Annotated in this window: 10 protein-coding genes; all 10 read right to left on the reverse strand. The window is 71.2% G+C overall.

Annotated features, from left to right (window positions below; all coding sequences use genetic code 11):
- Window position 1: 1 nt before the first annotated feature.
- Window positions 2-421: a type II toxin-antitoxin system VapC family toxin gene (locus P5G59_RS05090; RefSeq protein WP_301216618.1), complete on the reverse strand. Its 420-nt coding sequence runs from the start codon at window positions 419-421 to the stop codon at window positions 2-4.
- The gene (locus P5G59_RS05095) at window positions 415-651 is read right to left on the reverse strand and encodes a type II toxin-antitoxin system Phd/YefM family antitoxin (protein WP_301216620.1); all 237 of its coding nucleotides are present in this window, start codon (window positions 649-651) and stop codon (window positions 415-417) included. Before P5G59_RS05095 ends, P5G59_RS05090 begins: the two co-directional genes overlap by 7 nt.
- 52 nt (window positions 652-703) lie before the next feature.
- Window positions 704-2,032 (reverse strand): UDP-N-acetylglucosamine 1-carboxyvinyltransferase, encoded by a 1,329-nt coding sequence (gene murA / locus P5G59_RS05100; protein WP_301216622.1) that lies wholly within the window; start codon window positions 2,030-2,032, stop codon window positions 704-706.
- 38 nt (window positions 2,033-2,070) lie between these two features.
- Window positions 2,071-2,670 (reverse strand): 3-isopropylmalate dehydratase small subunit, encoded by a 600-nt coding sequence (gene leuD, locus P5G59_RS05105; RefSeq protein WP_175339022.1) that lies wholly within the window; start codon window positions 2,668-2,670, stop codon window positions 2,071-2,073.
- Window positions 2,670-4,169, reverse strand: a complete 1,500-nt coding sequence (gene leuC / locus P5G59_RS05110; protein ID WP_301216625.1) for a 3-isopropylmalate dehydratase large subunit — start codon at window positions 4,167-4,169, stop codon at window positions 2,670-2,672. The genes leuD and leuC overlap by 1 nt, the downstream gene beginning before the upstream one ends.
- A gap of 152 nt (window positions 4,170-4,321) precedes the next feature.
- Window positions 4,322-4,792: an FHA domain-containing protein gene (locus P5G59_RS05115; protein ID WP_301216627.1), complete on the reverse strand. Its 471-nt coding sequence runs from the start codon at window positions 4,790-4,792 to the stop codon at window positions 4,322-4,324.
- Between the two features lie 36 nt (window positions 4,793-4,828).
- Window positions 4,829-7,204: a transglutaminase-like domain-containing protein gene (locus P5G59_RS05120; RefSeq protein ID WP_301216629.1), complete on the reverse strand. Its 2,376-nt coding sequence runs from the start codon at window positions 7,202-7,204 to the stop codon at window positions 4,829-4,831.
- Complete coding sequence (locus tag P5G59_RS05125; RefSeq protein ID WP_301216631.1) at window positions 7,201-8,517, reverse strand: DUF58 domain-containing protein; 1,317 nt, start codon at window positions 8,515-8,517, stop codon at window positions 7,201-7,203. Before P5G59_RS05125 ends, P5G59_RS05120 begins: the two co-directional genes overlap by 4 nt.
- Before the next feature lie 46 nt (window positions 8,518-8,563).
- A complete protein-coding gene (locus P5G59_RS05130; protein WP_301216633.1) occupies window positions 8,564-9,526 on the reverse strand; it encodes an AAA family ATPase in 963 nt (320 codons plus the stop codon).
- A 25-nt stretch (window positions 9,527-9,551) separates the two neighbouring features.
- The gene (locus tag P5G59_RS05135) at window positions 9,552-14,825 is read right to left on the reverse strand and encodes an Ig-like domain-containing protein (protein WP_301216635.1); all 5,274 of its coding nucleotides are present in this window, start codon (window positions 14,823-14,825) and stop codon (window positions 9,552-9,554) included.
- Window position 14,826 lies beyond the last annotated feature (1 nt).

Raw genomic sequence — 14,826 nt, forward strand, 5'->3', positions numbered from 1 at the left:
GTCACGCCGGCCGGCCGACCACAGAGACCGGCCGAAGGTCGAGCTCGGGGATGCCGTCGAAGTCGGACGGGTTGCAGGTGTGCAGCGGCAGATCGCGCGAGATCGCCGTCGCCGCGATGAGGGCGTCGAACGCCCGCGCGGACTGCTTTCGGCCCGCGTCGCGCAGCGATTGGGCGACCCGGCCGAAGGCACGGGCGGCGGCCGAGTCGAACGGGATCGGGTCGAAGTCGGCCTCGGCCAGCTGCAGGTGCGCCTGACGCGCCGCCCGCTCCTCGGCCGAGCGGGCGACCAGCGGGCCGACCGTCAGCTCGGCGAGGGTGACCGCGCTGATCGACGGGATGTCGGGAAGCTGGGCCGGGTCGGCGACCCGGCCCAGCAGGATCAGCGTCGACGTGTCGAGCAGGCCGGGCTGCATCACCATGACTGGTCGACGATCTCGTCGATGTCGGCGAGCAGCGTACGCGGGTCGACCGCCGGGATCGCACGCCGAGCCTCCAGCAGCACGGACAGGGCGCGCCCCGGAGGCGACAGTGGCGACAGCTCGGCCACCGCCGCCCCGTCACGCGTGATGGTCAGGTGTTCTCCGCGGGCCACCCTGTCGAGGATGTCGCCGCCGTGGTTGCGTAGATCTCTCACGCTGACAGTCTCCATGAAGGGACTGTATCACGGGTGAGACACGGAGCGATCTGTGGATAAGTCGCGTTCAGCCCTCGAGGACGAAGTCGGCGCCGAGCAGCTCCAGCTTGGTGATGAAGTTCTCGTAGCCGCGGCTGATGATGCCCACGTTGCTCACGGTCGAGCGGCCCTCGGCCGTCAGGGCCGCGATGAGGTGGCTGAAGCCGCCGCGCAGGTCCGGGACCTCGATGTCGGCGCCCTTCAGCTCGGTGGGGCCCATGATGACCGCCGAGTGGTTGAAGTTGCGCTGACCGAAGCGGCAGGGGTGCCCGCCCAGGCACTCCTTGTGCACCTGGATCTTCGCGCCCATGTCGTTCAGCGCCTCGGTGAACCCGAACCGCTGCTCGTAGACGGTCTCGTGCACGATCGACACGCCCTCCGCCTTGGCGAGGGCGACGACGAGCGGCTGCTGCCAGTCCGTCATGAAGCCGGGGTGCACGTCGGTCTCGATGATGACCGGCTTGAGCGGCCCGCCCGGGTGGTAGAACCGGATGCCGTCGTCGTGGATCTCGAACGCGCCGCCGACCTTGCGGAAGACGTTGAGGAAGGTCAGCATCTCGGGCTGGCGTGCGCCGCCCACGTAGATGTCGCCGCCGGTCGCGAGCGCGGCCGCGGCCCAGCTCGCGGCCTCATTGCGGTCGAAGAGCGCGGTGTGGGTGTAGCCGACGAGCTTGTCGACGCCCTCGATGCGGATCACGCGGTCGGTGTCGACCGAGATGATCGCGCCCATCTTCTGGAGGACGTTGATGAGATCCATGATCTCCGGCTCGATCGCCGCGCCCTTGAGCTCCGTGATGCCCTCGGCCCGCACAGCGGTGAGGAGCACCTGCTCGGTGGCGCCGACGCTCGGGTACGGGAGCTCCAGCTTCGCGCCCTTGAGGCGGGTCGGAGCCGTGATGCGGATGCCGCTCGGCAGCTTGTCGACGACGGCGCCGAACTTGCGCAGCACCTCGAGGTGGTAGTCGATCGGACGGTCGCCGATGCGGCAGCCGCCGAGGTCGGGGATGAACGCCTCGCCCAGGCGGTGCAGCAGCGGCCCGCAGAACAGGATCGGGATGCGGCTCGAGCCCGCGTGCGCGTCGATGTCGGCCATGTGGGCCGACTCGACCGCGCTCGGGTCGAGGAGCAGCTCGCCCTCCTCCGCTCCGTCGGTCACCTTGACGCCGTGCACCTCCAGCAGGCCGCGCACCACGCGGACGTCGGAGATGTCCGGCACGTTCCGGAGGACGCTCGGGCTTTCACCGAGGATGGCCGCGACCATGGCCTTGGTGACGAAGTTCTTGGCCCCGCGGACCTCGATGCGGCCCTGAAGCGGGCGGCCGCCGTTGATCGTGATGCGGTCGCCCTTGAGGCCCACGCGGGCTCCTGCTGCCTGTGCGTCCTGAAGAAGTGAGTTCAAAGTTTCACCGGGAGGGTCGTGGGCCGCCAGCTCGCGCGGCCCGATTCGTATTCTGAGATGCGCGCCTCATCGCGCAGGGTCAGGGCGATGTCGTCCAGCCCTTCGAGCAAACGCCAGCGAGTGTAGTCGTCGATGTCGAAAGACACCTGGACCTCACCGACGGTCGCAGTCTTGGCAACCAGATCGACGGTCGCCGCTATTCCCGGCTGCGCCTCGATCGCCTCCCAGAGCCGCTCGGCGTCCTCTTCGGAGACGACGCCGGTGAGCAGCCCCTGCTTGCCCGAGTTCCCCCGGAAGATGTCGGCGAACCGGGGGCTCAGCACGACGCGGAAACCGTAGTCGCGCAGCGCCCACACCGCATGTTCGCGTGACGAACCCGTGCCGAAATCGGGGCCCGCGACGAGCACGGTCGCCCCCTGGTACTCGGGACGGTTGAGGATGAAGTCGGGGTCCTGGCGCCACGCGTGGAAGAGCGCGTCGTCGAAGCCCGTCTTGGTGACGCGCTTGAGGAACACCGCAGGGATGATCTGGTCGGTGTCCACATTGGAGCGGCGGAACGGCACGGCCGTCCCTGTCACGGTCTCGAACTTCTCCATCAGGCGCCCACCTTCTCCCCGATCCGGGTGTCCGTGCCGCCATCGTGCGGCGTGTCGTCGCCTTCGTGCTCCAGGTCCCACGGGCTGGACAGCGTTCCGCGGATCGCCGTCGCGGCCGCCACGAGCGGTGAGACCAGGTGCGTCCGGCCGCCCTTGCCCTGGCGTCCCTCGAAGTTGCGGTTCGAGGTGGAGGCGCAGCGCTCCCCCGGCGCCAGCTGGTCCGGGTTCATGCCGAGGCACATCGAGCAGCCGGCGAAGCGCCACTCGGCGCCGAACTCCTCGACGATCTTGTCGATGCCCTCCGCCTCGGCCTCGATGCGCACACGCGCCGAGCCGGGGACGACCATCACACGGACGCCGTCCGCCTTCTTGCGCCCCTTGATGATGGAGGCGAAGGCGCGGAGGTCCTCGATGCGGCTGTTGGTGCAGGAGCCCATGAACACGGCGTCCACCGGGATGCTCTTCATCGGAGTGCCGGGGGCGAGGTCCATGTACTCCAGCGCCCGCTCTGCGGCGGCCCGCTGGTTGGGGTCGGCGATGGCGGCGGGGTCGGGGACGGGCTCGCTCAGCGAGACGCCCTGGCCCGGGTTGGTGCCCCAGGTGACGAAGGGCTCGATGTCGGCCGCGTCGAGGTACACCTCGGCGTCGAACACCGCGTCGTCGTCGGTCTGCAGGGTCTTCCAGTAGGCGACCGCCTCGTCCCAGTCGGCGCCCTCCGGCGCGTGCGGGCGGCCCTTGAGGTAGGCGAACGTGGTCTCGTCCGGTGCGACCATGCCGGCGCGCGCGCCCGCCTCGATCGACATGTTGCAGATCGTCATCCGGCCCTCCATCGAGAGCGAGCGGATGGCGCTGCCGCGGTACTCGAGCACGTAGCCCTGGCCGCCGCCTGTGCCGATCTTGGCGATGACGGCGAGGATGATGTCCTTCGCGGTCACGCCGGGCCGCAGCTCGCCCTCGACGGTGATCGCCATCGTCTTGAACGGCTTGAGCGGCAGCGTCTGCGTGGCGAGCACGTGCTCCACCTCGCTGGTGCCGATGCCGAACGCCATCGCGCCGAAGGCGCCGTGCGTGGAGGTGTGCGAGTCGCCGCAGACGACGGTGATGCCCGGCATGGTGAGGCCGAGCTGCGGCCCGACGACGTGGACGATGCCCTGCTCGACGTCGCCGAGGGAGTGCAGGCGGATGCCGAACTCCTCCGCGTTCCGCCGGAGCGTCTCGATCTGGGTGCGGCTGGTGAGGTCGGCGATCGGCTTGTCGATGCCGATCGTCGGCGTGTTGTGGTCCTCCGTCGCGATCGTGAGATCGGGGCGGCGGACGGGACGGCCGGCCATGCGCAGGCCGTCGAAGGCCTGCGGGCTGGTCACCTCGTGCACCAGGTGCAGGTCGATGTAGATGAGGTCGGGCGAGCCGTCCTCGCCCTTGGCGACCAGGTGGTCGTTCCAGACCTTCTCGGCCAGGGTCAGCGGACCGGCCGGATTCTGGGAAATCGGGGTGCTCATTCTCTTACGAACTCCTTAGCGTGTGAACGGATCAGCCGTCGACGGACTCCGCGGCGAGGGTGGCCTGAGACTAGGACTCGCCGCGGCGGCTAAGGAGGAGAAGACCCGCGTACACGAGTGAAAGGGTATCACCCGAGCCCGGCGGCCCGGCGTCAGGCGAGCTCGACGTGGACGCGCAGGTCGCCCAGCCGCAGTTCGGACCCCGCGGGGACCTCGGTCTCCACGCCCGGCGGGACACGCTCGCCGCCGATCACGACGCCGTTGGTGGAGTACAGGTCGGTCACCCGAAGCACGTCACCGTCGGGCACGAGCACGGCGTGGGTCTTGGACACCGTCGAGGTCGGGTCCTCCAGCGCGATCGCGTCCGCGTCGCCGGCGTGGGCGGAGGGGGACGGATTGCGGCCGAGCAGCACCGGCCGGGTGAGCGGGACGCTGCGCCCGCCCGGAAGCAGCAGTCGCCAGACCGGCCGGACGGGAGCTGCGGGACCCGCGGGTCCGGCGGGCGGCGTGAAGGTCGGGAGAGGACGCACCGTCGCGGGCGGGTGCTCCCCCGGTCCCGCGTCCGCCGGCGGCCGGGACGGGATGAGCCCGGGTGGCGGGACGATGAATCCGCTGTCGTCCATGCCGCCCACTATACGGACGCCGGCGGCGGGACGCCGCTACCGGCGGGCGCGCCGGTAGCGGAACGCCGCCAGGCGGGCGCGGAGCGGGCCTGCGGCCTTCGTCGCCTCGGCCAGGGTCTCGTCCGCGGTGGTCCAGGCGTGCTCGATGCGCTCCTCGGTGACCACGCTCCCGTCGAAGACGGCGGCGTCGACGTGCCGTGCGAGGTCCTGGAGGGTGTCGCCGGGAACCGGGAGGTTCTGCGCCGCCGACTGCTGCGCCAGCGCGGAGGCCGTCTGCAGCCGCGTCGCCCGCTCCGGCGGCGTCAGCCCCAGTTCCGCGTACCCGTCGGTGAGCTCATCCCACGCTCCGGCCGCCCGGCGGTCCGGAGGTCCGGTCGTCTCCCGCCGTTTCCGTCGACGCCTCTTCAGGGCGGCGATCAGGAGCAGGGGCACGAAGTACGCGATGAGCGGGATGCCGACGACACCGAGCACGACCCAGGCCCAGGCCGGCAGCTGGAACGTGGACGCCTTGCCCTTCGGGTCGTTGTCCTTGGTCTTGACCGGGGTGAGCAGGTCGTCGGCGCGCGGGTCGGCGGGCGGGGGCTGCCGCACCTGCGGCTGGGGCTCGAGCTTCGGCTTGGTCGTCTGGTTCTTCGGCGCGTCCGTCTTCGTGGGCGTCGGGAAGAACGGCACCCAGCCGACGCCCTCGAAGGCGACCTCGTCCCACGCCGTCACATCGTCGCCGGTGACCGTGGTGGTGCTTCCGGTCACCTTCGGCGCGAAGCCCATCACGACGCGGGTCGGGTAGCCGAGCCGGCGGGCCATGAGCGCGAAGGCGCTGGCGTACTGCTCCTGGTCGCCGACCATGGGCGACTCGGAGAGGAGGTCCGTCATCCTGTCCGCGCCCTCGCCGGCGCGGGAGGGCACCGGGTCCGACGCCCGCCCGTGGCTGAGGTAGCCGAGCGACTTCAGGGAGCGCTCGATGTTCCGGAGCTTCTGGATCGCGGTGTCCGCCGATCCCGCGTACTCCTCGGCCTTGGCCGACACCACGTCCGGGACGTTGGTGACCGGCGGAAGCGTGAGCTTCGCGGGAGGCACCTTCGCGAGCGAGCGGTCGTTCGGCACCTTCTGCGCGGTCGCGCCGACCGTGTACGAGAGGCCGTCACGCACACCGCTGGTGACGGCCGCCGTCCCGGTGGCGGTGTTGACGCGGACGGTGCTCCGCGGGTCCTGGCCCTGGAAGGAGTCGAAGGTCAGCGTGCTGGTGTAGCCGAGGGTGGGGAGCCACACGTCGGAGTAACCGAGCACGTCGATGGACGCGGTCGACGTGCCGCCCGCGGTGAAGAGCGGAGGCCTCGGGATGGTGCTGCCGAGGAGCTCGAACGCTCCGGACGCGTCCGTGTCGGTCCCCGGAGCGGCGACCGACCAGATGATGCCGTCGTAGCTGTCCATCGTGGCCAGCCGCACGACCTGGCCCTGCTTCAGGCCGGTGACGGTGAACAGCTTGGTCTTCTGCAGGTCTTTCGTGTACTTGCGGAAGCCGGCGAGCGGGCTCGGGTAGTCGAGCGGGTCGAACGGAGGCGTGATCTGGTCGCGCACGACGAAGCGGGAGGCGGCGGGCGGTGCGAGCAGCGAGCCGGCCAGCGCGCCCACGGCGACCGCGCCGAGGATGACGGCCGCGCCGCCGAGGAGGCGTCTGCGCCGCACCCCGGCGTCGGTCTCGACCCGGTCGCGGGCGAAGCGCCCGCGACGCCAGGAGAGCCAGACGAGCGCGACGGCCGCGAACAGCACGCCGCGGACCCCCGCGAAGAACGGGTCGCGCGTGCCGAGCAGGATCGCTGCGAGCAGCAGAGCGGCGGGACCGGCCAGCAGCACGGCGGCCCGGCCGGCGGAGCGGTGCCGCAGCCGCGGCAGCCAGCGGACCGCGAGCGTCACCGAGACGAGCGAGACCAGCCAGCCCGCGACGTACGGCACGACGGCGACGTACGGCGGCGCCTCGAGCGGGGCCTGCAGCGTCACCGCGTCCGACCAGCCGAACACCGCCCCCAGGACGAGCCCGGAGAGGCTGTCGAGGGTCGGGAGCACGCCGTACAGCGCCTGACCGGGAAGCGCCAGCGGCGTCCCGAGCAGGAAGTAGGCGGCGAGGGCGATCACGACCGTGAGCGGCCAGGAGAGCCGGAACAGCCTTCCGAGCAGGGCGACTCCCCCGCCGACCACGATTCCGCCGACAGCGGCCGCGGCGAAGGCGTAGTGGCCGAACGCCGGCTCGAAGCCCGCGACGGCCACGAGGCTCAGGGCGGTCAGCACGGCCACGTCGATCCAGGTGGTGGCGCTCAGCCGGTCGAACAGCGGTGAGGCGGCGGCGGAGGACGCGCGGCGGCCGGTCGCCCCTGTCGACCCGCTCCCCCCGGCCGCTCCCGTCGCGGCGGTCATCGCCCGGCCCGCTTCAGGAGGGCCGGAAGCTCCGGCAGGGCGGACACGGTGAGGAGCATGGACCGCCCGAGGCGGGTCAGGCGCGGCTCGGCCGCCTCGTCCACGCGGATGACGATGGTCTCGGTGTCGAGGCCCCAGAGCGCCGCCGCGCCGCGCAGCTCGGCCGGATCGACCTGCGAGCCGACGACCGTCACGGCGAGGCTGGGCGCCGCGATGCGCAGGGTCGCCTGCCGCAGGAACTCGCGCAGAGTCGGGTTCGCCCCCTCCACCGGCTGGATGCGGCAGGAGTCGTCGAGCAGGGCCGTCGGAGTGGTGACACGCATCGGGCCGCCCTGCCAGAGGGCGCGGATCTCGGTCTCCTCGCGGATCACCTGGCAGCCGACCGACGCCAGGACGGAGACGCCGAGCTCGAATTCCTCGTCGGAGGCGAAGTGCGAGCGCTCCGCGTCGAACGCCAGCAGGAGCTGGGAGCGCCGGGTCTCCTGGTACTGCCGCACCATCAGCTGCCCGGTACGCGCCGACGTCCGCCAATGGACGTTGCGGATGTCGTCGCCCGGCTCGTAGGTGCGGAGCGCGTGGAAGGCCAGGTCGCTGTCGGTGATGACCTTGGTGGTCTGGCCCTCGAGGTCGCGCACGAGGCCACGCGCCGTGGCGGCGAGCCGCACCGTCTTGGGATGCACGAACAGCTCGATCTGGTCCGTCCAGCGGTGGGTGCGGCGAAGCAGGCCGAGCTGGTCGCCGCGCACCGACAGCGCGGGTCCGGCGAGGATGAGGGCGCGCCGGGCGGTCGGCACGGCGAACAGCTCCTCCGTCTCGGCCCCCGGGGCGAGTCGCGGGATGGTGAAGTCGGCCTGGCCGTCGCCGACGGGGAGCTCCATCCGGGTCGGGAGGACCGGCCGCGAGCCGCTGTTGGCGACCGTGAGGCGGCCGAGCGCCCGGTCTCCGGCGACGACACGCCGCGGGTTGAGCTCGATGCCGACCCGGTAGGTGGACCGGCCGAAGACGAAGGCGGCCGCGATCAGCAGCGCGGCGATCAGCGTCGCGGCGATGAAGGCGAACTCCGCCCACCCGAGCCACACGGCGAGCACGACCGACACGACGGCGGAGGCGAGCACGATCCAGCCCAGGGTGCTCACCACGCGCACGACCGGCGCGACGCGGCCGAGGACGGTCCTGCCGACGGGCGCGACCCGCGCACCGAGGCGACGGGACGCTCCCGCCACGGCGCCCCCGACGAGACCGGCCGCGATGCGCGCCTGGTCGGCGGCGGACAAGCGCCTGCGCCGTCCGCGGACGGGGCTGTCGGTGGTCATCGGGTGGTCCTGTCGGTCGGGGTCGGCAGAGGGGGAAGGGCGGGACTCAGGCCGCGCGGTACGCGGGCGGGTTCGCCGAGGCGACCGCCCGTTCCACGATGTCGGTGGCGGTCACGCCCGCGAACTCCGACTCGGGGTCGACGATCACCCGGTGGGCGAGCACCGGCTGGGCGAGGTCGCGCACGTCGTCCGGCGTCACGAAGGTGCGGCCCGCGGCGATGGCCCACGTCTTGGCCGCGCGGGCGAGTGCGAGAGCGCCGCGGATGCTGACGCCGAGCGCGGCGTCGCGGTCGTCGCGCGTCGCCGTGACGATCTCGCTGAGGTACCCCATGACACTCGCGTCGGTGTGCACCTCCGACGCCAGCTGGGCGAGCGTCGACACCGAGTCGGCCGCGATGATCGGCCGCACCGACGACGCCCGCGACCGGTTGGACGAGTCGAGCAGCAGGTCGACGGTGGTCGCGTGGTCCGGGTAGCCGAGCGAGGTCTTGATCAGGAAGCGGTCGAGCTGCGCCTCCGGCAGCGAATAGGTGCCCGCCTGCTCCACCGGGTTCTGGGTGGCGATGACGACGAACGGCGTCCCCACCGGGTGCCCAACGCCGTCGACCGTGACCACACCCTCCTCCATGACCTCGAGCAGCGCGGACTGCGTCTTCGGGCTGGCGCGGTTGATCTCGTCGGCCAGCACCACCGAGGCGAAGATCGGGCCCGGGTGGAACTCGAACCGCCCGCTCGACTGGTCGTAGATGGTCACGCCGGTGACGTCGGAGGGCAGCAGGTCGGGCGTGAACTGGATGCGCGACTGGGTGCCCTCGATGGTGTTGGCGAGCGCCTTCGCAAGCACCGTCTTGCCCGTGCCGGGCACGTCCTCGAGCAGCACGTGGCCGCCGGAGAGCATCGCGGTGATGACCAGGCGGATGCTGTGCTCCTTGCCGAGGATCGCCTTGTCGACGTTCGCCACCAGCTGCGCGAACGCTCCGGCGAACCAGTCCGCCTGTTCCTGTGTCACTGCCACTGCTGCTTCTCCCTGTTTCTCACTTGGACCAGTCCTGGACGCTGCTCTGCACGCCGTTCACGACCACGTACGAGCCCGGGTACCCGCACCACGGATCGAGGTTGCTGTTCGGGTTGCCGCGGTAGTGGCCGTAGCCGCTCCCGTCGGTCGAGATCGACTTGTTCGACAACGTCCCTCCATTGCAGTGCACCTGCATCGAGAACGTCTGGTTCTTCGGGAAGTTGTGGAGAGTCACGTCGTATGTGTAGCTGTGGACATATCCCGGCTTCAGGTCGCCCTTGTTCAGGTCGATCGACGGCGACGGCGGCGGCGGGTCGTTCACCTGGACGGAGTTGGAGGTGACGGTCGGTCCCTTGTTCCCCCCGGCGTTGGTCGCGTAGATCTGGAACGAGTAGGTCCCCGCGCCCTTGTTCGACGCCGTCGCGCTCGTGCCCGTCGTGCTCTGCCACGGCCCGCCGTTGAGGCTGTAGTGGTAGGTGGCCTTGCCGCCGCCGGTGCCGCTCGGGTCGGACAGTGCGTCCCAGCTCATCGTCAGGTCGCTCGGCGCGTTGCCGCTGCTGCGGATGCTCGCCCCGCTCACGCGCGTCGGCGTGCCGTACGGGGTCACGCTCTGGCTCGGCGCGGATGTCTCGGACCAGCCGTCCGCGTTGTGGGCGGCGACCGTGAACGAGTACGACTTGCCGTTCGTCAGCCCGGTGATCGTCACGGTCCCGATGCTCGACGTCGTGACATCCTGCGGGCCGCCGCTGACCCTGTACTGGTCGATCGGCTTGCCGTTGTCGGCCGGAGCCTTGATCGTGACCGTCGCCTGGCCGTCGCTCGCCTTCGCGTTCGACGGCGCGGCCGGCTTCGACGGCACGTCGTGGATGGTCACCTGCAACTGGCCCACGGCCGCCGCCGTCCGCTTCGGGTCCTTGGTGGCATCCTCCACGTGGTAGATCACGTTGACCGTCCCGATCGCGGCGCCCGAGGCCGCGCTCACGCTGATCGACGAGCCGGTGTGCGTGACCGTCACGCCCGACGGCGCGGTCTGCGCCGTCGCGTCGACGATCGTGAGCGGCTGGCCGGGGAACGGGTTGACCCATTGCGCGTCGCTGGAGGCGCCGTCGATCGTGGCCGTGTTGCCGCGCTTCACCTCGCTCTTCTGCGGCGGGTTCTTCTGCGTCGCCACCGGGCGGCTGGAGCTGACCACCTGCACGTTGACGGTGCCCTGGATGGTGTGCGTGCCGGAGCTGATGGTGACCGGGATCGACGCGGTCTCCCCCGCCTGGGCGCCGAGCGGCGCCGACAGCGTGAGGGTCGATCCGCTCAGCGACGACTGGATCTTCGGGTTCGGCGAGGTGCCGCCCGTGTAGGTGAGGGCGTTGAGGATCGCCGGGTTGGGGTGGAAGCTCGACGCCCGCAGGTCGACCGTCAGCGGAGCCTCCCCCGGCTCGATCTTCTCGCTCGGCGAGGTGAAGGTCGGGGCGACGTCCGACTGGTCGGGCTCGCCGACCGTGATCGGCAGCACGAGGGTGGTCACCCGGTCGGAGTCCTGGCCCGCCTCACGGCCGTCGTTCACCTTGAACGTGATCGCGGCCGGCCCCCGGTAGCCCTTCGCAGCGGTGAAGGTGAGCGTCTGGTCGTCGCCGTAGGGCGACCCTCCGGAGCTGTTCGTCGCGCTGACGCCGGAGGCGCCGGTGAGCTTGACGCCGCGTCCCGACGGCACGGTCAGGATGTCGGAGAGCTTCCAGCTCTTGGAGCCGTCCGCCTGCACGATCTGCTGCGGCAGCCCGTCCTTGATCCGCGGCGGCGCGGTCGCGTCGCCCTTCGGCGGCACCACGATGAACGCGGTCCCGGTGAGGCCCGTTACCGGATCGGTGAGCCGGTACGCGATGGCGACGCGGCGCTCTCCCGGCTTCACGGTCACCGTGCCGTCCTGCCCGACGTCGGCGAGCGACGCGTTCGGGCCGGTCACGTCCACCTTCAGGTCGTCGGGCAGACCGGACGGGTTGGTGGCGCCCTTGACCGCGTCCACCTTCACCGCGGTCTTGTCCGCGACCTCGTCGGGCTCCAGCACGTGATCGATCGCGGTCGGCGGCACGTCCTTGGCGTTGGGCGTCACGGTCACCTGGATGAAGGCGCTGGAGACACCGCCCTGGCCGTTCGTGATCTGGTAGCGCACGACGAACGAGCCCTCGGTCTTGGGTGCCGTGACCAGCACGATCTTGCCGTGGACGGACGCCTTCAGCCCGTCGTCGACCTGTAGGAGCTTGCGCTGCAGGGCGATCGCGTAGCCGTTGGGGTCGGAGTCGTTGTCGAGCACCGGAACGGCGATGGTCCGGCCCGGCTTCACCTGCACCGGGTCGTTGACGGCGATCGGCGGCCGCACCTGGCCCGGGCGCGGGATGACGGCGATCGAGACCGTGCCGGTCGCGGCCTTCCCGTAGGTGTCCTTCACCTGGTACGTGAACGTGTCGGTGCCCGCCGAGTCCGGATACGCCTCGTACGTGAACGACCGGCTGGTCGAGTCGGAGATACGCCCCAGCGTGGGCTGCGTGGCGAGGCCCGACAGCGTGACGGAGTCGCCGTCCGGGTCGATGCCGTCGAGCGGCACCTCCACGGGGACGGACGACCCGGCGAACGCCCGGACCGTCAACGGCTGCGGCTGCGGTGCGCGGTCGGAGCCCTTGTCGGGCGCCCCGACGACGAAGGTCACGGTCGCCTGCGCCTTCTGCCCGTACTTGTCGGTGATGCCGTAGACGACGCTGTACTGGCCCGGCGCGGTCGGCGCCTGGTAGCGGACGGTCTCCCCGCTGACGAACGCGGTCGCGCCGTCCCCCGCCGCGCTCGTGTCGCGCAGCTGGGGGTCGAGCGTGAAGGGCGCGTTGTCGGGCGAGTAGTCGTTGGCGAGCACGCTGACGGTCGCCACGTCGCCTGCGCGCACGGGCACCTGGTCGTCGACCGCGATCGGCGGCTGATGCTGCACGAGCGGCGGGACCGGGACGACGGTGATGCCCGCCGTCGCCTCCCCGATGCCGTCGGAGACCACGTAGCTGAGCTGCACCTGCTGGGTGAGGACGGTCGGGGCGGTGATCTTCACGACGGCGTTGTCGAGCACCTCCACGTTGAGGTCCTCCGCGCCCTTGCCGATTGTGACCGAGCGCACCGCGAGCACCCGGCCCGATGGCGACACGTCGTTGTCGAGCACGGCGACGGAGGTCGGCTCGCCCGGCCGAACGTACGCCTTGTCGGTCACCGCGATCGGCGGAGCATCGCTCGCCCCCTGCGCCGCGATGTCGACACGGGCCAGGCCCGTCGTCGTCTTCGGGCCGGCGCCGAGCGTGTACACGACGTAGTACGCCCCGGGCGAGTTGCTCTTGACGGTGATCGTGCTGCGCGTGGTGTCGGCCGTGACCTGCGCGCCCCCGCTCCCCTCGTCGAGGTTCGCCCCGACCAGGGTCAGTGGCTCGCCCGAGGGAGACTGGTCGTTGTCGAGCGGATGCAGCACAACCGGGCGGCCGGTGAAGCCGTCGCCGAAGTCGGTGACCGCGACCGGGTCCAGGGTGCCGGCGGGCTTCACGGTCACGATCAGGCTGCCTGTCGTCGACGCGCGGCCGTCGGAGACGGTGACCCGCACCTCCTTCGAGCCGGCCTGGCCGGTCTTGCTGGTGAACGTGACGTCGCCGTTCGGTTTGAACCGCACGTCGTCCTCGGTCGTCGCCGTCGCGGCGACCAGGCTCAGGTCGTCGCCGTCGGGGTCGGCCCAGTCGTTCAGCACGTTGTAGGTGACCGACTGCCCGACCTCGGTCTGGGCGGTGCTCGACCGCGTGGAGGCGGGAGCCGTGTTCTCCTGCGGCTGCTTGAGGGTCGCATCCACCTGGGCGGAGGCGGTGCCCCCGCGGCCGTCCTCCACGGAGTACCGGAAGGAGATGGTGCCGGAGAGGCCCTCCTTCGGGGTGAACTGCAGCGCGCGGCCGCCCTCGACCGGCTGCAGCACGCCCTGGTCGGCGGGGATCGCCGACACGTCGGAGATGGTGAGCACGTCGCCGTCGGGATCGGTGTCGTTCGACAGCACGTGCAGCACCGTCGAGCGGCCGGGACGGACGCCGTAGCTGTCGTTCACCGCGATCGGCGGCCGGTTCACCGCGGTACGCTGCGCGAGGGTGTCCGCGAACGACTGCACGACCGGCTTCTCCTCGCCGGTGTCGCCCTGAACGGTCGTGTCGTTGGGCTTCAGCTGCGCCCAGTTCTGCACCAGCCGCATGTTCGACGAGACGACCCAGGCGTTGCCGTCGCGCAGGTTGTTGAGGGCGATGACGTCGTGGTTGACGCGGAACTCCAGGTCGTCGCCCTTGACCGGCTGGTCGATGTCGAGCGCGACGGGCTTCTTGCCGTCGCAGGCGTAGAGATAGCGGGCGGAGCCCGACCAGGCGCCGTAGGAGCACGAGCCGAGGCGCACCGGCGCCGAGACCGCGCGGGTGCCTCCGTCGGAGGTCGCTCCGGCCGGAGTCGAGGTGACCGTCCCGCCGCCGAGCGGCACGCTGAGCAGGCTGCTCGCCGTCGCCACGAGCGCAGCGCCGTCGTCCTGGCCGGGCTGCTGCAGCCGGACGCCCTTCGCGGGCAGGTCGATCGCCTTCCCGTCGCCGGACAGGAGGCGGTTGCGCTGCGTGTCGAGCACGACCGGCTGGTCGCCGACCGCGCTCAGCTGGAAGGCACCGGGCACCGGGAAGTCCCGGGTCTGCGGGGACGCACCCGGACGCTCGACCGTGACGAGGCGCTTGCCCTTGGGCGCGACCGCGAACGTCATCCCGGATTTCGCCACCGCCAGCTTCGCGCCCTGGCCGAGCTTCGCGACCGGCTTCGTCTTGGAGCGGTCGAAGTCGAGCCGGCCGGAGGCGTCGAGCACCCAGAGGGATCCGTCCGGCGAGAGCACCGAGAGGGTGTTGTCGCCGTAGCCCACCTGGGAGTTCTGCGGCACCTGGATGCGGCCGCCGAGCGACACGAACGCCGGGTCGATCTTGTCGACCGTGCCGTGCGGGAGGTCGGTCAGGAAGTACGAGGAGCCGTCCTGCAGCACGTCCAGATCGGAGCTCGCGCCCGTGACCGCGGCATCCAGCTCGTCGATCTGGTGGTTGAGGCGGCCTCCGAGCAGCTTCTCGCCGTTGGTCACCCAGACGTCGCGTGTGTCCAGGTCGACCGCGTTGACCGGGAAGCCCTTATGGAGCACCGCGATGGTGAGGGGAACGCCGGCGACGACGGCGAGTGCAGTGATCATCGCGACCGTCTTGCGTTCGCGGAACCACGTACTCATC

Source organism: Leifsonia virtsii (assembly GCF_030433675.1).
In the GTDB taxonomy this organism is placed as follows: Bacteria; Actinomycetota; Actinomycetes; order Actinomycetales; family Microbacteriaceae; genus Leifsonia; species Leifsonia virtsii.